The sequence below is a fragment of the Mesorhizobium sp. P2_F5 genome (assembly GCF_056403715.1).
On record NZ_JBFUEY010000007.1, the window covers coordinates 188,353 to 208,971 of the forward strand.

At 62.9% G+C, this 20,619-nt stretch carries 15 protein-coding genes, 1 tRNA gene and 1 pseudogene; 12 read left to right on the plus strand and 5 right to left on the minus strand.

Features of this window, described 5'->3' with window-relative positions; translation table 11 throughout:
• Nucleotide 1: 1 nt before the first annotated feature.
• The 3 genes from AC1DYO_RS12745 (at nt 2) to bglA (ending at nt 5,452) form a co-directional block, all read left to right on the plus strand.
• Nucleotides 2–1,630, plus strand: coding sequence for an alpha-D-glucose phosphate-specific phosphoglucomutase (locus tag AC1DYO_RS12745; protein ID WP_477263638.1), 1,629 nt, complete (start codon nt 2–4; stop codon nt 1,628–1,630).
• Nucleotides 1,631–1,802: 172 nt separating this feature from the next.
• Entirely contained in the window at nt 1,803–3,803 is a 2,001-nt protein-coding gene (gene glgX / locus AC1DYO_RS12750; RefSeq protein ID WP_477263640.1) for a glycogen debranching protein GlgX, read from the plus strand.
• Nucleotides 3,803–5,452 carry a beta-galactosidase BglA gene (gene bglA, locus AC1DYO_RS12755; protein WP_477263642.1) on the plus strand — a complete coding sequence of 550 codons (1,650 nt, stop codon included), beginning with the start codon at nt 3,803–3,805 and terminating at the stop codon, nt 5,450–5,452. The genes glgX and bglA overlap by 1 nt, the downstream gene beginning before the upstream one ends.
• A 13-nt stretch (nt 5,453–5,465) precedes the next feature.
• Here the strand turns inward: bglA and AC1DYO_RS12760 are convergent, their stop codons facing one another.
• Together AC1DYO_RS12760 and AC1DYO_RS12765 are read right to left on the minus strand one after the other, a co-directional pair.
• The gene (locus tag AC1DYO_RS12760; RefSeq protein ID WP_477263644.1) at nt 5,466–7,235 is read right to left on the minus strand and encodes a pilus assembly protein TadG-related protein; all 1,770 of its coding nucleotides are present in this window, start codon (nt 7,233–7,235) and stop codon (nt 5,466–5,468) included.
• Complete coding sequence (locus AC1DYO_RS12765; RefSeq protein ID WP_477263646.1) at nt 7,235–7,600, minus strand: TadE/TadG family type IV pilus assembly protein; 366 nt, start codon at nt 7,598–7,600, stop codon at nt 7,235–7,237. Before AC1DYO_RS12765 ends, AC1DYO_RS12760 begins: the two co-directional genes overlap by 1 nt.
• 565 nt (nt 7,601–8,165) lie before the next feature.
• On the opposite strand from AC1DYO_RS12765, the pseudogene AC1DYO_RS12770 reads away from it, so the two are divergent.
• The 6 genes and pseudogenes from AC1DYO_RS12770 to AC1DYO_RS12795 form a co-directional block, all read left to right on the plus strand.
• Nucleotides 8,166–9,311: pseudogene (locus AC1DYO_RS12770) on the plus strand (peptide ABC transporter substrate-binding protein); the annotation flags it as partial.
• A 316-nt stretch (nt 9,312–9,627) separates the two neighbouring features.
• Nucleotides 9,628–10,551 carry an ABC transporter permease subunit gene (locus AC1DYO_RS12775; protein WP_477263648.1) on the plus strand — a complete coding sequence of 308 codons (924 nt, stop codon included), beginning with the start codon at nt 9,628–9,630 and terminating at the stop codon, nt 10,549–10,551.
• A 9-nt stretch (nt 10,552–10,560) separates the two neighbouring features.
• Nucleotides 10,561–11,688: an ABC transporter permease gene (locus tag AC1DYO_RS12780; RefSeq protein WP_477263649.1), complete on the plus strand. Its 1,128-nt coding sequence runs from the start codon at nt 10,561–10,563 to the stop codon at nt 11,686–11,688.
• Between the two features lie 33 nt (nt 11,689–11,721).
• A complete protein-coding gene (locus AC1DYO_RS12785; protein ID WP_477263651.1) occupies nt 11,722–13,341 on the plus strand; it encodes an ABC transporter ATP-binding protein in 1,620 nt (539 codons plus the stop codon).
• Nucleotides 13,342–13,408: 67 nt separating this feature from the next.
• On the plus strand, nt 13,409–13,657 hold the full coding sequence (locus AC1DYO_RS12790; RefSeq protein ID WP_477263653.1) for a type II toxin-antitoxin system RelE family toxin: 249 nt from the start codon (nt 13,409–13,411) through the stop codon (nt 13,655–13,657).
• Between the two features lie 9 nt (nt 13,658–13,666).
• Nucleotides 13,667–14,026: a helix-turn-helix transcriptional regulator gene (locus AC1DYO_RS12795; RefSeq protein WP_181058241.1), complete on the plus strand. Its 360-nt coding sequence runs from the start codon at nt 13,667–13,669 to the stop codon at nt 14,024–14,026.
• A gap of 59 nt (nt 14,027–14,085) precedes the next feature.
• Here the strand turns inward: AC1DYO_RS12795 and AC1DYO_RS12800 are convergent, their stop codons facing one another.
• The gene (locus tag AC1DYO_RS12800) at nt 14,086–14,430 is read right to left on the minus strand and encodes a hypothetical protein (protein ID WP_477263655.1); all 345 of its coding nucleotides are present in this window, start codon (nt 14,428–14,430) and stop codon (nt 14,086–14,088) included.
• Between the two features lie 175 nt (nt 14,431–14,605).
• Nucleotides 14,606–14,682: transfer RNA gene (locus AC1DYO_RS12805), tRNA-Pro, on the minus strand.
• Between the two features lie 201 nt (nt 14,683–14,883).
• Here AC1DYO_RS12805 and AC1DYO_RS12810 point away from each other — a divergent pair.
• Entirely contained in the window at nt 14,884–16,404 is a 1,521-nt protein-coding gene (locus tag AC1DYO_RS12810) for a phosphomannomutase/phosphoglucomutase (protein WP_477263657.1), read from the plus strand.
• Nucleotides 16,405–16,406: 2 nt separating this feature from the next.
• Here AC1DYO_RS12810 and AC1DYO_RS12815 read toward each other — a convergent pair whose 3' ends face one another.
• Nucleotides 16,407–17,300 carry an NmrA/HSCARG family protein gene (locus tag AC1DYO_RS12815; RefSeq protein ID WP_477263659.1) on the minus strand — a complete coding sequence of 298 codons (894 nt, stop codon included), beginning with the start codon at nt 17,298–17,300 and terminating at the stop codon, nt 16,407–16,409.
• Between the two features lie 97 nt (nt 17,301–17,397).
• Between AC1DYO_RS12815 and AC1DYO_RS12820 the strand changes: the two genes are divergently transcribed.
• The gene (locus tag AC1DYO_RS12820; RefSeq protein WP_477263661.1) at nt 17,398–18,297 is read left to right on the plus strand and encodes a LysR family transcriptional regulator; all 900 of its coding nucleotides are present in this window, start codon (nt 17,398–17,400) and stop codon (nt 18,295–18,297) included.
• Between the two features lie 51 nt (nt 18,298–18,348).
• The gene (locus AC1DYO_RS12825) at nt 18,349–20,586 is read left to right on the plus strand and encodes a mannose-1-phosphate guanylyltransferase/mannose-6-phosphate isomerase (RefSeq protein WP_477263663.1); all 2,238 of its coding nucleotides are present in this window, start codon (nt 18,349–18,351) and stop codon (nt 20,584–20,586) included.
• Nucleotides 20,587–20,619: the final 33 nt, after the last annotated feature.

The window sequence follows — 20,619 nt, forward strand, 5'->3', positions numbered from 1 at the left end:
CATGATCCGGACCGTTCCCACCAAACCCTATCTTGACCAGAAACCCGGCACGTCCGGCCTGCGCAAGAAGGTGCCTGTCTTCCAGCAGGAGCACTATGCCGAGAACTTCATCCAGTCGATTTTCGACGCGCTTGACGGGTTCAAGGGCAAGACCCTGGTGATCGGCGGCGACGGCCGCTTCTACAACCGCGAGGTCATCCAGAAGGCGATCGCCATGGCCGCCGCCAACGGCTTCGGCAAGGTGATGGTCGGGCAGGGCGGCATATTGTCGACGCCGGCCGCCTCGCATGTCATCCGCAAATACAAAACCTTCGGCGGCATTATCCTGTCGGCCAGCCACAATCCGGGCGGGCCGCATGAGGATTTCGGTATCAAGTACAATGCCGGCAATGGCGGCCCGGCGCCGGAAAAGCTGACCGACGCGATCTTCGAAAAGACCAAGACGATTTCGAGCTTCAAGACCGCCCAGATCGACCAGATCGACATCGACAAGATCGGCACCGTGACCGCCGGTGGCATGGCGGTAGAGGTGATCGATCCGGTCTCCGATTACGCCGAGCTGATGGAAAGCCTGTTCGACTTCGACGCCATCCGCGCCAATTTCAAATACGGCTTTCGCATGCGCTTCGATGCCATGCATGCGGTGACCGGACCCTATGCCAAGGAGATCCTCGAACGCCGGCTTGGCGCGGAAAACGGGACGTGCCGCAACTACAAGCCGCTGCCGGATTTCGGCGGCCATCATCCCGATCCGAACCTGGTCCATGCAAAACATCTCTATGACGAGATGATGGGACCGGATGCGCCCGATTTCGGCGCCGCTTCCGACGGCGACGGCGACCGCAATCTGATCATCGGCAAGGGCATTTTCGTCACCCCGTCGGATTCGGTGGCCATGCTTGCCGCCAATGCCCAACTGGCGCCGGGCTACAAGGACGGCCTCAAAGGCATCGCCCGCTCGATGCCAACCAGCGGTGCGGCCGACCGTGTCGCCGAAAAGCTCGGCATCGGCATCTACGAAACGCCGACCGGCTGGAAGTTCTTCGGCAATCTGCTCGATGCCGGCATGGCAACGATCTGCGGCGAGGAAAGTGCCGGCACCGGCTCCAACCATGTCCGCGAAAAGGACGGGCTGTGGGCGGTGCTGTTATGGCTCAACATCCTGGCGGTGCGCGGCGAAAGCGCCAAACAGGTGGTCACCGAACATTGGGCGACCTACGGCCGGAACTACTATTCGCGCCACGACTATGAAGAGGTCGAGACCGAGCGCGCCAATGCGCTGGTCGACGAACTGCGCGCCAAGCTAACCTCGCTGCCCGGCACCAGCGTGCGCGGCCTGAAGATCGCCAATGCCGACGACTTCGCCTACCACGATCCGGTCGACGGCTCGGTAAGCAAAAACCAGGGCATCCGCATTCTGTTCGAAGGCGGTTCCCGCGTTGTGTTTCGTTTGTCCGGCACCGGCACGTCGGGCGCGACGCTGCGCGTCTATATCGAGCGCTACGAGCCGGACAGAGCGAGGCACGATCTCGACACGCAAGAGGCGCTTGCCGATCTGATTGCCGCCGCGGATGATATTGCAGGCATCAAGAGCCACACAGACCGCAACAAGCCGAGCGTGATTACTTGAGGGTGGCTGCGCGCGCTTTCCCTTCTCCCCTTGTGGGAGAAGGTGGATCGGCGCGCAGCGCCGAGACGGTTGAGGGGTGTTGGACGGATCGCAGTCGGTGCCAAGCTGGAGCACCCCTCATCCGTCGCCTTCGGCGACACCTTCTCCCACAAGGGGAGAAGGGGGAGACTGCATGACCCAACTCGGCTCCACTACCACCCGCGACGGCCTACGCTTCGCCGCCTGGTCGTCATCCGCGCGGCGCCTCTGGGTGTCGATCTTCGACGACACTGGCTCGCGCGAAATCGACCGGCTTGAGCTCCAGCCGGAAGGCGAAGGCGTGCATGCGCTGTTCGTCGCCGGCCTCGCAGCCGGCACCCGCTACGGCTTTCGCGCCGATGGCGATTATGCGCCGGAGCGAGGGCTGTGGTTCGATCCCGACAAGCTGCTCACCGATCCCTATGCCGTCGAGATCGACCGGTCGTACCAGTATCACTGGCGGCTCACCGCCAAACGCAACGAAGGCGCCGACACCGCGCCGCTGATGCCGAAGGCGGTCGTGGTTGCGCTGCCGGAACCGGTGACGCTGTTGCCGCCGCTGTTTCAGCCCGGCGGCCTGATCTACGAACTCAATGTCCGCTCTTTCACCAAGCTGCATCCGGACGTGCCGGAAGCCCAGCGCGGCACCATTGCGGCCCTTGCCCATCCGGCCATCATCGAACATTTGAAAAAGATCGGCGTCTCGGCCGTCGAGTTGATGCCGATCACCGCCTCGATCGATGAGCGCCATCTGCCACCGTTGGGCTTGAGCAATGCCTGGGGCTACAACCCCGTCACCTTCATGGCGCTCGATCCGCGGCTGGCGCCTGGCGGCCTCGCCGAATTGCGCGATACAGTGGCGGTTTTGCGCAAGGCCGGTATCGGCACCATCCTCGATCTCGTCTTCAACCACACCGGCGAGAGCGACCGGCTCGGCCCGACGCTGTCACTGCGTGGGCTGGATAACCACGCCTACTACCGGCACGAGCCGGGCGGCAGGCTGTCCAACGACACCGGCACCGGCAATACCATCGCCTGCGATCATCCTATCGTCCGCGCCATGGTGCTCGACACGCTTCGCCATTTTGTCCGCCACGCCGGTGTTGACGGTTTCCGCTTCGACCTGGCGCCGGTTCTCGGCCGCGTCGATGGCGTTTTCGACCCGGAAGCGCCCTTGCTTCAAGCCATCGCTGGCGATCCCATCCTTGCCGAAAGGGTGCTGATCGCCGAGCCTTGGGACATCGGCCCGAGCGGCTACCAGCTCGGCAATTTCCGACCGCCATATCTGGAATGGAACGACCGCTACCGTGACGACGTCAGGCGCTTCTGGCGCGGCGATGCTGGCGCCGTCGGTGCGTTGGCAACAAGGCTCGCCGGCTCGTCCGATGTCTTCGCCAAAGAAGGGCTCGGCACCAGCCGGACGGTCAACTTCATCGCCGCGCATGACGGCATGACCTTGGCCGACATCGTCGCCTATGAAGCCAAGCACAACCAGGCCAATGGCGAGAAGAACCGCGACGGCCACAATGAGAACCTGTCCTGGAATAATGGCGTCGAAGGCGAGACGTCCGACAAGGCGATTACCGAGGCCCGTTCCGGTGACCGCCGGGCGCTGCTTGCCACCTTGTTTGCTTCGCGCGGCACGATCATGCTGACGGCGGGCGACGAATTCGGCCGCACGCAAAAGGGCAACAACAACGCCTACGCACAGGACAACGCCATCACCTGGCTTGACTGGGCCGGGCGCGACGTTGCGCTGGAAGCCCATGTGTCGGCGCTCGCGGCACTCCGCCGCGCGGTTTCAGTGCTTGCCGATCCGCGCTTCCTGACCGGGGAGCCGCCGGCCGGTTCGGATGTGCCTGATGTCGCCTGGCTGGCCGAGACCGGCGCGCCGCTGAGCGAGGCTGACTGGAACGATGCCTCGCGCCATCGCCTCGTCATGCTGCTCGCCGATGGCACGGACGGGCGCCTGGCCGTCATCGTCAATGGCGACCGCCGCCAATGTGTCTTCACGCTGCCCGTGCGGGAAGGGCTCCAATGGCAGCCGGCGATTGAAACGCAGGCGATCGACCTCGCACGCCCGCTGCCCGGCCGCAGTGTCAGTTTCATGATTGAGCGCCGGACCGCCAAGGGCCGCGCCAGGAAGGGTTCGTGATGGCCGACGACAATGCGCAGTCGGGTCCCGAACAGAGCGCCGACTGGTGGCGCGGCTGCGTGATCTACCAGATCTATCCGCGCTCCTTCCAGGACACGACCGGCGACGGCAGCGGCGACCTCTCAGGCATCACGTCTCGGCTGGCGCACGTCGCCTCTCTTGGCGTCGACGCCGTCTGGCTGTCGCCCTTCTTCAAGTCGCCGATGGCCGACATGGGCTACGACGTCTCCGACTATCAGGCGGTCGATCCGATGTTCGGCACGCTTGACGATTTCGACGCGCTGGTGGCCGAGGCGCATCGGCTCGGCCTAAAGGTGATCATCGACCAGGTGCTGTCGCACTCATCCGACAAGCACGAATGGTTCGTCGAAAGCCGTACCAGCCGCGACAACCCCAAGGCTGACTGGTACGTCTGGGCCGACAGCAAACCCGATGGCAACGCCCCCAACAACTGGCTGTCGGTCTTCGGCGGCCCGGCCTGGGAGTGGGACGCGACCCGCCGGCAGTACTACATGCACAACTTCCTCGCCTCGCAGCCGGACCTCAATTTCCACAATCCGGAGGTTCAGGATGCGCTGCTGGAGACAGTGCGGTTCTGGCTCGACCGCGGCGTCGACGGCTTCCGCCTGGATACGGTCAACTACTACGTCCATGACCGCTGGCTGCGCAGCAATCCGCCTTTGGCGTCGAGCGTCGCCGGCACCAATGGCGAGACCAACACCTACCTCTTCCAGGAGCATCTGTTCGACAAGACGCAAGCTGAGAACCTCGATTTCCTCCGGCGCTTTCGCTCTTTGCTCGACGAGTATGGCGGCCGCGCCAGTGTCGGCGAAGTCGGCGACGAAGGCCGCTCGCTGCAGACGCTCGCCGCCTACACCTCCGGCGGCGACAAGCTCAACATGTGCTACACTTTCGACCTGCTTGGGGCACAATTCTCGCCCGCCCATGTGCGCGGCTGCGTCGAGGCCTTCGAGGCAGCCGTTGCCGACGGCTGGGTGTGCTGGGCGTTTTCCAACCACGATGTCGTGCGCCATGTCAGCCGCTGGACGCGGCCGGGCGGCGACCCAAATGCGGTGGCGGCATTCGCAATCGCGCTGCTTTCGTGCCTGCGTGGATCGATCTGCCTCTACCAGGGCGAAGAGCTTGGGCTGGAAGAGGCGGAGCTGACCTTCGAGGATCTGCGCGATCCCGTCGGCATCCGTTTCTGGCCGGGGGTCAAGGGCAGGGACGGTTGCCGCACGCCGATGGTCTGGGAGGCAGGCGCCGACAATGCCGGTTTTTCCTCGGGAAAACCCTGGCTGCCGGTGCCGGCAAGCCACCGCGCCCAAGCGGTCGACATCGAGAATGGCGACGAAAATTCCGTGCTTGCCGGCTACCGGGCGATGCTGGCCTTGCGCAAGACGCATCCGGCTCTGGTCAAGGGCTCGATCCGCTTTCTCGATACCGAGGGCGATGTCCTTGCCTTCATCAGGGAGGATGAGGGAGAGATCCTGGTCTGTGTCTTCAATTTCGCCGACGAGCCGGCCAAGTGGCCACTGCCGCCGGGTTTCGGGCCCGTCGTGACGATAGCTCCGGGTGGCGGTGCGGTCCTACAGGAGGAGGGGCTGTCGCTGCCGGCGCTGGGCTGGTTTGTCGGACGAATCGGCTAACCGATAGTCGGGGCTATTGCACCAGAACGGAGCGGCCGCAGGTCGCGCCGGTGACCCGGACATCGGCCTGGCCGACGCTTACACCGAGCGCCGCAAGCACATTGTAGACCAGCGTGTCGACGGGCGCCGTCACGCTGTTCAGCAGCGCCACCACAGCCGGCTTCACCGTTCCAAGCAGGGCGCTGAGGTTGATCGGCAGGCCCAGCACGTTGGCCGTCAGCGACAGATTGCTGACCAGCGAGGTGGTCAGCGACTGCGTCAGGTTCTGCGTTGAGACGGTCTTGATCGTCTTGGCGGTGATGTCGGTATAGTTGAAGACCAGGTTTGTCGAGGTCATGTTGGTCATCGCGAATGCCGCGGACCCCTTCACCGACAAGAGCGGGACGAGCAGCAGCTTCACCGCAGCGATTTCGGTGTTGTAGAAGGATTGCGGTTTGGTGAAATCGGCGAAGGCGCCGGGATTACCGTCGGCACTGCTGGCCGCGAGATGCGCCTCGACGACACCGGGGCGCGTGGCGATGGTGACCTTGATGCTCTCGGGACGGCCCGTCGGACAGCTTATGTCCGTCAGCTTGGCCTCCGCATAGGCGATTTCGATATGCAGCGGCAAGGTAACGGAGAGCAGGGTGGTGCCGCCGCCGATATTGCTGTTGCCGACGGTGACCGACGCCAGAAGCTTGATGCGTGTCTGCGCGGTGCGCACCACGGTTCCGGCCTCGCCGACAGCCAGCCATGGCGAGGATTGCATCGGCTCGCCAATGGCGACATTGAGCGTCGTGGCGGTGAGGCCAGGCACGGTGAGGCCAAGGTCGAGCTGGGCCTGGTGGGTGCCGTTGGCAAGGGACGCCGCGGCCGTCAGCATTCCCATGGCGCTGGTATCGACACCCAGGCCCGACGGCTTTTGCCCGAGGCCCAGGCGGCCGACCGAGCCGAGGTCGACAAGGTGGCTGAGCGGAATCTGGACCGTGCTGGTGGCCTTCGAGGCCACCGACTGCAAGGCCAGCTTGGCCGTGTTGCCCAACCCCGGGACATTGGCCATGGCGGTTGCGATCTGGCCGATGCTCGCCTTTGAAGCCAGCACATCCGAGTACGACACACCGGTCATGTTCAACTGAACCGCGAGCGCGTCGACAAAGGAAAGCACGTTGATGTCGGCCGCGATCAGGGAATTATAGTCCATTACGCTGAGTGAGATGTTGCCGCCCACCAGCCCGTTGAGGAGCGCGTTGAGCAGGCCGCCATTGACGCTAAGCAGCCTTGAGCCGACCGAAAATGTCGCCTGCGCCTGGGCGTTTGCGGTTGCCATCGTGCCGATGACCGGCGGGGCCATGAGCGAGGTGCCGAAATAGAGCGTGCCCTGCTTCTTCAGGAACACTTGCACGGCATTGTAGGGCAGCTTGCCTGCCTCGAACCGGCTGCCGGCGGCGATCGAACTCAAACCGGTGTAGCGCCCCGGCACAATCTGGACCACCGCCTTGGTGGCTGTTGGCGGGACGGTTGTCCCGTCTTTCTGCACGGCAACCGAGCTGATGCCATTGTCCTTCAGCGTCGTCAGCACCGCCGTTTCGACGTTGGCGAGATTGGCCGCGGCAGTGATTGCCGCCAGATCGACGATCGACTGCGCTGCGCGGCGCTCGTTGAACAGCGCACCCTGGTCGACGGCAAACGCCGTCAGGACCAGCGCGACGGGCGCGCAGAGCGCCGTCATGACAGCGAAATTGGCCCGCTTCTCGCGCAGCAGCCGCCGGCATATCTGCCACATTCCAGCAACGGCACTACGCATCAGATGCCCCCGACCCGGATCGTCGATTGACGTTGAATGGTCATGCCCGGCATCGACAGATTGGGAAACAGATTCCAGATCGGCAAATTCCGTGCGTCGTAGCTGACGGAGACCACGAACTGGCTGCCATCGGCGACACTGTCCTTGGCATCGACCGTCAGTTTCGTGGCATCGACGAAGGGATAACCGTTGACATCGTTGTTGATGAAGTTGGTCACCAGCGTCTTGCGTTCAGTGGCGTTCAGCCCCGCAATCGCCGTTCGCGCCGCATCCGCCGCGATTTGTTGGACCGAGTGGCTGGCACCGAAATAGATGCCATATGCAACCATTCCGAGCAGAAGCAGGATGAACAGCGGCGCCAGCATGGCAAATTCGATCGCCGAGGTTCCCGAGGCGTTCGCCCGGAAACGACACCACAAAGCGGGGAGTTTTGGGTTCTGCAGCATACTGCCGAGCATGCCAAACTTCGCTTGCAAAAACAGAAAACCAATAAGGCAACCGCAAGGTGCAGCCAGTTGAAATGCATTTGAATTTTAGCTGGTTCTATTTTAGCGGAAGACTACTCACTCAACGTCAAGCAGCGGGCGGTTGAAATAATATTTCCGTCTGTCTAGTCTCCTGCCACCAGCTGCCGGAACGGGAACCGGCGGCGCGCTCAAAGGGGCCAGAAATCGGTTCCGGGGCGTTAACACTCGTAAGGCGTAGCCGATGGGCAGCGCCACAGGGAGAGACTTCATGCTGAAAAATATGCTGAAGGCGACGCTGGTCGCCGCAACCATGACCTTTGCTGCAGGCACATTCCTCACGCCGGCCCTTGCCGAGACTGTCTATAACAGAGGCAGCGCCGCCGAAGCGGAGACAGTCGATCCGCACAAGACCTCGACCGTCTACGAAGCCGATATCATCCGCGACCTGTTCCAGGGACTGGTCATGCACGATCAGAAGACGAACCTCATTCCGGGCGCCGCCGAAAGCTGGACCGTATCCGATGACGGCACCGTCTACACCTTCAAGCTGCGCAAGGACGGCTTGTGGTCGGATGGCAGCCCGGTGACGGCGGACGACTTCGTCTACTCCTTCCGTCGGCTGGAGGATCCGGCGACCGCCGCCGAATACGCTTCCATGCTCTATCCCGTGAAGAACGCCGAGGAAGTCAACACCAAGAAAGGCAAGCCCGAGGACATGGGCGTCAAGGCGATCGACGCCAACACCCTGGAAGTGACGCTGAAGGCGCCGACGCCATACTTCCTCGAGATGCTGACCCACCAGGCCACTTATCCGGTCAACAAGGCCTCGATCGACAAGCTCGGCGCCGACTGGATCAAGGCGGGCAATCTCGTTTCGAACGGCGCCTATACACTGGCCGAGTGGATTCCCAACGACCACATGAAGCTGGTCAAGAATCCGAAATTCTGGGACGCCGCGACCGTCAAGATGGACGTCGTCAACTATATCCCGACCGAAGACCGCTCATCGGCGATGAAGCGCTTCGAGGCCGGCGAACTCGACAGCTACGGCGACCTGCCGACCGAACAGCTCGCTGACCTGAAGACCAAGTTCGGCGATCAGGTCCGTGTCGGACCGTATCTCGGCACCTACTATTACGCGATCAAGACCGACAAGGCGCCGTGGGATAATGTCGAACTACGCAACGCCATCTCGATGGCGATCGACCGCGACTTCCTCGCGGAGAAAGTCTGGCAGAACTCGATGCTGCCTGGCTATTCGATGGTGCCTCCGGGCATCGCGGGTTACACGCCGGCAATGGCCAAATACGCCGACATGTCGCAGATCGACCGTGAGGACGCCGCCAAGAAGATCCTCGAGAAACTCGGCTATACGCCCGAGCATCCGCTGAAGATGGAGATCCGATACAACACCTCGGAAAACCACAAGAACACCGCGGTTGCCATCCAGGAACAGCTGAAGCCGCTTGGCGTCGAGATCACGCTGCTCAACACCGATACCAAGACCCACTATTCCTTCCTTGAGCAGAAGGGCAACTACGACGTGGCGCGTGCCGCCTGGATCGCCGACTACAAGGATCCCGAGACCTTCCTCGGCATCACACGCAAGGCCAGCGGAAACAACTATTCGAGCTACGTCAGCCCGGCATATGAAGCGGCCATGGACAAGGCCGCGGCTGCCGGTGGCAAGCCAGAAGAGCGCATGAAGGACCTCACCGAGGCCGAGCGCATCCTTGTCGACGACGTCGGCAACATTCCGCTTCTCTACTACAGCTTCCACGACATCGTTTCCTCGAAGCTGCATGGCTTCGATGACAATGTGATGGACATCCATCCGTCCCGCTTCGTCTCCAAGGACTGAATCATCGCTGACTGGACCGCCGCGCCTCATCCGGGCGTGTCGCTCTGGCCGAAGCGGGGCGCCGATGCTGCGATATATCTTCCGGCGGCTTTTGACCGCCATACCGACGCTATTCGTCATCGTGACCATGGCGTTCTTCCTGATACGCGTCGCACCGGGCGGCCCATTCAATCAGGAGCGGGGCCTCAGTCCCGAGATCAGGGCCAATCTGGAAGCTCAGTTCGGCCTCAACGATCCGCTCTGGCTGCAATATGCCCACTATCTCGGCAATCTTTTGCGCGGCAATTTCGGACCGAGCTACAATTTGCCTGACTTCACCGTCACCGAACTCTTCGCTAAGGGCTTGCCGATTTCGGTTCAACTCGGCGCTTCGGCGCTGATCCTGGCGCTGCTGCTCGGTTCGGTGCTCGGCACCATTGCCGCGCTCAACCAGAACAAGATTGGCGACTATACGGTGATCGCGTTGGCGACCGCCGGCAGCACCATCCCCACCTTCGTCATCGCGCCGGTGATCCAGTTGCTGTTCGGGCTGACCTGGAAGCTGTTGCCGATCGGCGGCTGGGGTGACGGCGCACTGATAAACAAGATCGGCCCGATCTTGACACTCGCTTTGCCGCAGATCGCCATCGTCGCCCGCCTGATGCGCGGCTCGATGATTGAAAGCTTGCGTTCCCACCATATCCGCACGGCGCGTGCGCTCGGCCTGTCGGACTGGTCGGTGGTGGTCAAGCACGCACTGCGCGGCGCCATCCTGCCAATCGTGTCCTTCACCGGTCCGGCGGCTGCCGCACTGCTCACCGGTTCGGTCATCGTCGAGACCATCTTCTCCATTCCCGGCGTCGGCCGCTATTTCGTCGATGCCGCGCTCAACCGCGACTACACGCTGGTGATGGGAACCGTGGTGGTGATCGCGCTGTTCACCATCGTCTTCAACCTGATCGTCGACGTCATGTACGCGGTCGTCGACCCAAGGGTGCGCTATGACTGAGGGTGCGCTATGACTGATATCACAGCCGCCGCCGCTCCACCGGCCGTTGTCGGCCGCTCGCTCTGGGCCGACGCATGGGCGCGCCTCAAAGCCAACCGCGCCGCCATGTTCAGCCTCTACTACTTGGTCTTCATTGGCGTCATCAGCGTGTTTGGCCCCTGGTTTGTGCCGCACCAATACACCACCATCTATGCCGACTATGTGCGCACGCCGCCGAGTTTCAGCCCCTATCCGAAGGCCGACATGATCGAGACGGCGCTCACCGATGCGATCAAGCGCATGCGCGTCGACATCAAGGAGTGGAAACAGGACGGCAATCGCGTCACCGTCACCGTCACCTCGACCAAACCGATTGACGACCGCAACATCCGCTATCTCGACCGCTCGGATGCCTTCGACGATACCAAGATCGAGAGCAAATCGGCCGACGGGCTCGAAGTGACGATGACCGCGTCGGTCAAGCAGCAATATTTCCTGTTCGGCACCGACAATACCGGCCGCGATCTGTTGTCCCGCACGCTGATGGCAGGGCGCATTTCGCTGGCCATCGGCCTGCTTGCCGGCGTTGTCGCTGTGGTCATCGGCGTGCTTTACGGGGCGGCGGCCGGCTTTTCCGGCGGCAAGATCGACGAGGTGATGATGCGCATCGTCGACGTGCTCTATTCCTTGCCCTTCATCTTCTTCGTCATCATGCTGGTGGTGTTCTTCGGCCGCAACTTCGTGCTGATGTTTTTAGCGGTCGGGGCGGTGCTGTGGCTCGACATGGCGCGCATCGTGCGCGGCCAGGCGCTGTCGATCCGCCGGCAGGAATATGTCCAGGCGGCCGAAGCCATGGGCGTCGGCCAGCGCGGCATCCTGCTGCGCCATGTCATCCCCAATCTGCTCGGACCAGTGGTGATCTACATGACGCTGCTGGTGCCGCAGGTCATCATCCTGGAAAGCTTCCTGTCCTTCCTCGGCCTTGGCGTGCAGGAGCCGATGACCAGCTGGGGCGTGCTGATCTCGGTTGGCGCCAAGAACATCGGCACCGCCAACTGGCTGCTCCTGTTTCCGGCCTTCTTCCTCGTCTCGACGCTGTTTGCGCTGAACTTCGTCGGCGACGGCCTGCGCGACGCGCTCGACCCGAGAGATCGATAAAGATGGGGATCGATAAAAATGGGGACCGTTGAGATGGACACTCCCGAAACGATCCTCAGCGTCAAGGACCTGCGCGTACGCTTCCGCACGCTCGACGGCGCCGTCGAAGCGGTCAAGGGCATCAACATCCACGTCAATGCCGGCGAGACCGTCGCCGTCGTCGGCGAGTCCGGCTCCGGCAAGAGCCAGACGATGATGGCGGCGATGAGCCTGCTGGCGTCCAACGGCGAGGCGACAGGCCATGTCGACTATCGCGGCCGCAACCTTTTGACTATGAGCAAGGCCGATCTCAACAAGGTCCGCGGCGCCAAGATCAGCATGATCTTCCAGGAGCCGATGACCTCGCTCGATCCGCTCTATTCGATCGGCAACCAGCTGATGGAGCCGATCCGCAAGCATCGCGGGCTGAACGCGGCCGAGGCGCGGGAAGAGGCGCTCAAGTTGCTTAGGCTGGTGCATATTCCCGATCCCGAGCGGCGGATGAAATCCTATCCGCACGAAATGTCCGGCGGTCAGCGCCAGCGCGTCATGATCGCCATGGCGCTGGCCAACGACCCCGACATCCTGATCGCCGACGAGCCGACGACGGCGCTTGACGTCACCATCCAGGCACAGATCCTGGTGCTGCTCGCCGAACTGCAGCGCAAGCTCGGCATGGCCATCGTCTTCATCACCCACGACCTCGGCATCGTCCGGCGCTTTGCCGACCGCGTCTATGTCATGCGCTACGGCGAGGTGGTCGAGGAAGGTGAGGCCGAAGCGCTGTTTGCCAATCCGCAGCATGCCTATACGAAAATGCTTCTGGCCGCCGAACCGACCGGCACCAAGGCGCCGCCGCCGGCCAATGCGCCGGTGCTGCTCGAAGGCAGGAACGTCGAGGTGACCTTCAAGATCGGCGGCGGTTTCCTCGCCGGCGAGCCGCTGCTTCTGCGTGCCGTCGACCACATTTCGATCCGGCTGAAACGCAACCAGACGATCGGCATCGTCGGCGAATCCGGCTCGGGAAAATCGACGCTCGGCCGCGCACTGCTGAGGTTGTTGCCGAGCGACGGCGTCATCCGCTTCGGCGACCGTGATATTTCAACCGCCGACCGCCACGCGATGCGGCCACTCCGGCGCGAATTGCAGCTGGTCTTCCAGGACCCGTTCGGCTCGCTGTCGCCGCGCATGACCGTTGGCCAGGTCATCACCGAAGGGCTTCTGGTGCATGAGCCCTCCTTGTCCGGCAAGCAGCGCGACCAGCGCGCCGTGGAGGCACTACTCGAGGTCGGCCTCGACCCCAATGCGCGCAACCGCTATCCGCACGAATTCTCCGGCGGCCAGCGCCAACGCATCGCCATTGCCCGCGCCATGATCCTGAAGCCGAAAGTGGTGGTGCTGGACGAACCGACCTCCGCACTCGACCGCTCGGTGCAGAAGCAGATCGTCGAACTGCTGCGCAAGCTGCAGGCCGACCACGAACTGTCCTACCTCTTCATCAGCCACGACCTCGCGGTCGTACGCGCCATGGCCGACTACATCATCGTCATGAAACAGGGCAAGATCGTCGAGGAAGGCCCGACCGAAGAGATCTTCAGCAATCCGCAGGCCGCCTACACGCAGACGCTGATGAACGCGGCGATCGATGTCACGCGCTTCAGGTTGAGTGCTTGAGATTCAAAGATATCTCAGTATGAGATTTATTTGTTGATCTAGTTATTGCAATGTGAGATATTGATCCGTGAAGCGGGTTGTCTACCTGGCTGCCGCAATCAAATCGCTGCGCAAGCACAAGGCTGATGCCGCTCGCATAGTCGACAAGATCGCGGTCTATGCCGAGACGCCGGAAGCCATGGCCAACAACGTCAAGAAACTGGTTGGTTCAGATGAAATGCGGCTGCGTGTCGGAGACTACCGCATCATCTTCACCCAGTCGGACGATGAGATCATCGTCAGCAGGATCGGCCCGCGCGGCTCCATCTACGAGTAGGAAGTGGCAATGAGTATCCACTACTTCACCACACCCAAGGGCGACGAAATGGCGGTCTTGCCGCGCGCAGAACTCGATGCGCTGCAGGACCGGGCTGCGCGTGCCCGTGAGGTGGCGAGCTATCGAGCCGGCGAGGCTCCTGGCTTCACCGCCGATGAGGCGCTCGCCTTTGCCAATGCCGCATCGCCGCTTGCCTTCTGGCGGGGGAAGAGGAGCAAGACTCAGACGGCCCTGGCGGCGGAAGTCGGCATTTCACAAAACATGCTATCGGCGATCGAGAACGGCAAGCGAGGTGGCGATGTCGGACTATGGCTACGGCTATCGCGCGCACTCGACGTACCGGTCGATCAGCTGGTTGACGAGGACTGAATGGATATGCCGGCGCGCTTGATCTGACTTGTCAGGCGAATCTAAACCACGCAGCTCTGCTATCTCGGCGACGTCGAACACCTGCTGGCCCGTATAGCGATAATCGCGTCTTGTTGTTGCTTCAGCTTTTCGATCCTGGCTGTCTCACGATTGGCGACTGCGCTCTTCACGCGAGCGCCGCCGAGCAGCCACTTCGGAACGCTGGTGTTGGCGACCTTGCCGCGGGTGATGGCGGTCTGTGAGATGTCGCGTGCGATATCGCCAACGGCATTGTTGAGCTCGGTGCATGACACGCTGTCGTATTTCGTTGGGTTGACCGTGCTGCCCAGCGATGAGCAGCCTGCCGCAAGGGACAGGGCAAGCAGCGCTGACAGTCGGCCTGCGTTTGAAATCAACAACGTCATCTTCCGCAAACCTCGTTCCGGGCCGCTGTTTCGGCGGTTGTCCTATTATCGAGGTAGCGCAGATGGTTGTCTCGTCAAAATACCATGCGCACACCGGACTCCGATGCCGCCGGTTTGCCTTTAAGGTATCTTGTGGGAGATCGGGAGAAACGGACACCTAAGTGTCTGTTTTTTCTGGTCGGAGTGGCAGGATTTGAACCTGCGACCCCCTCGTCCCGAACGAGGTGCGCTACCAGGCTGCGCTACACTCCGTGACCAGACCGCGGGCTTATAGCTGCCGCATCTCGTTCCTGCAAGCGGCAATGGCAGCGCTTCTGTCGCATTTCCTTCGCTTTCGTCGGGCATCGCCGCAAAGCCAGGATTTCCTCCCCGGGGATAAACCAGGCTTAAAGCCTTGTGTGCTAGGTCGCAGCCTCGATAAATCGTGTTTTCGCCATCTGGAGCTCTGCTGCCTTGCCCCTGAAAATCGTTGGCGACGCCCGACCCAACAGCTTCGAATTCGAAACCGAGGCGCTGATCAAGGCGTCCGGATTTCGTGAATATGATGCGCGCTGGTGGTTCGGGCATGCCGGCTCCGCGCAGCCGCCGGAGTTGAACCTGATCGGCGTCCAGGCGCTCGGCATGGGGCTGGGCACTTTGACTCGCCGCCTGGGCGCCGGGCCCGACATCGTCACCGGCCATGATTTCCGCGCCTATTCGCTCGGCATCAAGTTGGCGCTGGTCTCCGGCCTGATGGCTGCGGGCGCCAGGGTAAAAGACATCGGCCTCGCGTTGTCGCCGATGGCCTATTTCGCCCAGTTCGCTCTCGACGCGCCGTCGGTCGCCATGGTCACCGCGTCGCACAATGAAAACGGCTGGACCGGGGTCAAGATGGGCGCGGCGCGGCCGCTGACGTTCGGGCCGGAGGAAATGAGCGCCCTGAAACAGATTGTGCTGGCCGGCGACTTCGATCTTGCCGGCGGCGGCTCCTACGAATTCGTCTCCGGTTTTCGCGGGACCTATCTCGATGACCTGACCAAGGGTAAGCGCATCGCGCGCAAGCTCAGGGTCGTGGCCGCTTGCGGCAACGGCACCGCCGGCGCCTTCGCGCCGCAGGCGCTGGAGCGCATCGGCTGCGAGGTGATCCCGCTCGACGTCGAGCTCGACCACACTTTTCCGCGCTATAACCCCAATCCCGAAGACATGCAGATGCTGCATGCCATCCGCGACAAGGTGCTGGAGACTGGCGCCGATGTCGGGCTGGGCTTCGACGGCGACGGCGACCGTTGCGGTGTGGTCGACAATGAGGGCAACGAGATTTTTGCCGACAAGGTCGGCGTCATGCTGGCGCGCGACATTTCCAGCCAATATCCCGGCTCGACCTTCGTCGTCGACGTCAAGTCGACCGGACTGTTCAACACCGACAGTGTGCTGCGCGCCAATGGCGCCGTCACGGATTACTGGAAGACCGGCCATTCCTATATCAAGCGCCGTGTCGCCGAGCTCGGCGCCGTTGCCGGCTTCGAGAAGTCGGGCCATTTCTTTTTCAACCCGCCGATCGGCCGCGGCTACGATGATGGTCTCGTCACCGCCATCGCCATTTGTGAGATGCTCGACCGCAACCCAAAGAGTTCGATGGCCGACCTCTACCGCGCGCTTCCGCTGACCTATGGCACGCCGACCATGTCGCCGCATTGCGCCGACGATGTGAAGTATGGCGTGGTCGAGCGGGTGGTGGCGGACTTCCAAGCGATGCAGCGCGATGGCGAGACCTTTGCCGGCCAGAAGATATCAGACCTCATCACCGTCAACGGCGTGCGCGTCGTCGCCGAGGACGGCACTTGGGGGCTGGTGCGGGCGTCCTCGAACAAGCCGGAGCTTGTCGTGGTTGTCGAAAGCCCGGTATCGTCCGAGCGCCGCCGCCAGATGTTCGAGGCCGTCGACGCCGTGCTGCGCCGAAGCCCGGACGTCAGCGCCTACAACCAGACGTTCTAGGATCAGCGGTTGGCCGTTGAAGATGTCCGCCCGAGGGCGCTCCAGTCGAACTCGCGCGCCCAGTCGGCAAAACTGTGCCAGCCGACCTCTGGAAATTCCCTGTGCAGGGCGGCGATATCGACGTCGTAGCCGACGCGGTCGAACCACTCGAACATCCGCGCCGCATCCTCGCTTTGCTGGCGAGCCACGGCGATCGGGATTTCCTGATAGCTGATCGGACGCCCGATGGCCTCCGACAGGATTTTTGCCTCCTCTTCGCCCGACAATTCGTCCCCGGCGAAATCGAAGCGCTTGCCGAACACCTGTTCGCGCCGCTCGGCCAAGGCCGCAACGAAGGCGCCGATGTCAGCCAGAGCGACCAGCTGAAGGACGCGCTTCGGCGGCACCGCGAAGGCATAAGTGCCCTGGCTGAGCGCGCTGATCGACCATGGTGCGACGACATTCTCCATGAAGGCGACCGGCGCACTGATCGTATAGGGGATGCCGAGCCCGGCGACATGTTTCTCGACGAGATACTTGCTGTCGAAATGCGGAATGCCGGTTTTCTTGTCGGCATTGGCAACTGATGAATAGATCAGATGCCCAACGCCGGCAGCCTTCGCCGCATCGGCGGCAAGAATCCCTTGGCGGGTCTCTTCCTCCATGCCAGCCTCATAGCTGTTGCCCATCAGGAACATGGTGTCGACGTCTCCGGCGGCCCTCACGACGGAGGCCGTATCGGCGAGATCGCCTGCCACCACTTCGGCGCCCGCCGCCGCCAAACGCCGAGCGACTTCGCTCTCTGGCTTGCGCGTCAGCGCCTTCACCCGATGTCCTTTCGACAGCAGGGCGCGCGCCACCGCGCCGCCTTGCTGGCCGGTAGCACCGGTCACCAGAATGGTTGGTTTGTTGATCATGGGTCTGCTCCTTTTGTTGGCTGGACCAAAATTAGGGTCTGTCGCATTGATGCATAATTGCCTATAATTGGAAAACTTTGTCCCGTTGTTGGATACAATGCTCGATCTCAACGACATCGTCGTGTTCGCCCGCGTCGTCGAAGCCGGCAGCTTCACCGCTGCCGCGCGCCTGCTGGCCATGCCCAAGACGACCGTCAGCCGCCGCATTGCCGCGCTTGAGCGCGAGGTTGGGGTGCGTCTGCTGCAGCGCACGACGCGTAGCCTCAACATGACGGCTGCCGGGCGTCTCTATTACGAGCAGAGCAGCCAGGCGCTGCGGACGATCGAGGAAGCCAATCTGCGTCTTGCCGAAACCAGGGCGGAGCCGTCGGGCACGATTCGCATTTCGGCCCCCGTTGGCTTCGGCGGCCATTTCCTTACCCCCGCCGTGGTCGACTTTCTCAAAATGTATCCAAAGACCAAGGTCGAGCTCCGGCTGACCGACGACAGGCTCAATCTGGTCGAGGACGGTATCGATCTCGCTTTCCGCACCGGCGTGCTCCAGGATTCGACGCTGATCGCCCGCAAGCTCGGCTCCACACACAGGCTGCTCTGCGCCAGCCCGGACTATCTCGCGCGCCACGGAGTGCCGGAAGAGCCGGTGGATCTCGCGCGCCATCAATGCGTCGTCGCTGGTCCATCGACGTCGGGTGCCCACTGGGTGCTGGATGGGCCGCGCGGCCAGGAGACGGTCGCCGTGGCTGGCCGCTTCGCCGCCAATGAGATGCAGGCGGTCATTGCAGCCACGCTTGCGGGCTTCGGCATCGCCCAATTGCCCCACGTGCTTGCCGAGGGGTTGATCAATGAAGGGCGGTTGCGGCGCGTTCTCAAGGAGCATACGACGCCGGCCGGTGGCCTCCACGTTCTCTATCCGAGCAGCCGTCACCTTTCGCCGCTGGTCAAGGCCTTCATCGAGCTGGCTGCCGAGCGGATTTCCAGCCAGGTAAACACGGCTTAAAGGCATGCGTGCTACCCAATCGACCCAACAACTCCTGAGCGCGAGACCCGAATGACCGAGCGCATCGTCAGTTTTGTTATGAGCGGCGGCGTCGGTTCGCGGCTGTGGCCGCTGTCGCGCGAGGACAATCCGAAACAGTTCCACGATTTTTCCGGCGACGGCTCGATGCTGGCCAAGACGCTGCGTCGGCTCACAGCGCGGTCGGAAGGCGAGACGCCGATCTTCCTGATAGCCGCCGAGCGCCATGCCGAGCGCGTCCATGCCGATCTTGCCGGTCTCGACCTCTCAGGCGGCGGCCCACTGTTCGAGCCGACCGGCCGTAACACCGCCGCCGCCGTGGCGCTTGCCGCGCTGCGCACGCTTTCCGAATTCGGCGACAGCCTGGTGCTGGTGGTGCCGTCCGACCATGAGATCGCCACGCCGAAGCAATTCTGGCAGAGCGTCGAGGCCGGCAGTGAGGCAGCGCTTGCCGGCCGGCTGGTGGTGTTCGGTATCAAGCCGACGCAGCCCGAAACCGGCTATGGCTATATCGAAGTCGCGGCCGAAAGTGGCGGCGTCTTCGACGTCTCGCGCTTCGTCGAAAAACCCGACCTCGCCACGGCGCAGAGCTATCTCAAGGCCGGCACCTTCTACTGGAACACCGGCATCTTCCTGTTTCGCGCTGGCGCCATGCGCGATGCCTTCGCGGCGTTCCAGCCTGATATCTGGCAGGCCACGGAAACCGCCTACAAGGCCGCGACATCGGATCTGTCCGGCCTCTATATGCCGCTCGACCTCTACGCCGCCATCCCGTCGAACTCGATTGACTACGCCATCATGGAACGCGCAAAAGACATCGCCATGGTGCCGGCCGGCTTCCGCTGGAACGATCTCGGCTCCTGGCAGTCGCTGCTCGATGTCGGCCCTGCCGACGCCAAGGGCAATGTCGTCGTCGGCGATGTCGTCGCCATCGATTGTGAGAACTCCTATATCAGAAGCGACGGCCGGCTGTTGTCGGCGATCGGCATGAAGGACGTCGCCATCGTCTCGACGGCGGATGCCACCTTCGTCGCTCCGGTCAGCCACAGCCAGCACGTGAAGAAGATCGTAGAGCAGTTGGAGAAATCGGGCCGGCTGGAAACCCGGTTTACGCCAGCACACGACCGCGTCATAGAAAGCGGCGCCTGGCGGCGGCGCGTGCATCACTGGCTGTTCGAGGAGACCTTGCCGCTGTGGTCGACCGCAGGCGTCGACGAGCGCCATGGCGGTTTTCACGAGGCGCTCGGCTTCGATGCCAAGCCGCTGATGAAGCCCAAGCGCATGCGCACAATGGCCAGGCAGGTCTATGCCTTCGCCGTCGCCAAGGCGCGCGGCTGGGACGGCCCGGCAGACCGGCTGATTAGCCATGGCATCGCCTTCATGGCCGGCAAGGGCCGCACCGACAGAGGCGGCTGGGTACGCACACTCCATGTCGACGGTTCCGTCGCCGACGCCACCGAGGACGCCTACGACCATTCCTGCGTGCTGCTGGCGCTGGCGCATGCGCATATGTGCGGCAACCCGGACGCGCTGCGGCTGGGCCAGGAGACCTTCGTGTTCCTCGACGCGCATCTCGAAGACAGCCGCATGACCGGCTTCCTCGAGACGTCGGACGGCGAGGGCGAACGGCGATCCAACCCGCATATGCACCTGCTCGAAGCTTTCCTGGCCTGGTACGAGGCGACGGGCGACCGCACCTATCTGCGCCGCGCCGCCCGCATCATCGATCTCTTCCGCAGCCATTTCTTCGATGCCGAGAGCTGGACGCTCGGCGAATTTTTCGACGCCGGATGGAAGCCGGCTGCCGGCGAAAAGGGCACATGGACCGAGCCCGGCCATCATTTCGAATGGGCCTCGCTGCTCACCGACTTCGCCGCCCGCAGCGGCCAGAGCGAGTTGAGCGGCTTTGCACGCAAGCTCTATGCCTCGGCCATCGCCAACGGCCTCAACCGCGCCACCGGCCTTGCCTATGGCGCTGTCTCAAGACAGGGCCTGCCGCTCGATCTCGTGTCTCGCAGCTGGCCGCAGGCCGAAGCGATCAAGGCGGCGATCGCACTTGACGGTTCAGGCGGTCCTGATCTCAAGCCCGAGATCGAGGCGCGCGTCGGTCGGTTGTTCCGCTGGCACATCGACCCCGCCCCGCTCGGCCTCTGGATCGACCGCATCGACGAACGCGGCCGCTCGCTGGCGAGTGATGTGCCGGCCAGCATTTTCTACCACCTGGTCTGTGCGCTGACGCAGTATCTGGATGGGACTGCGGAGAAGGGCTAGTTAACGGCCGCCTCGTTCCTTCGCGCCCCCCTC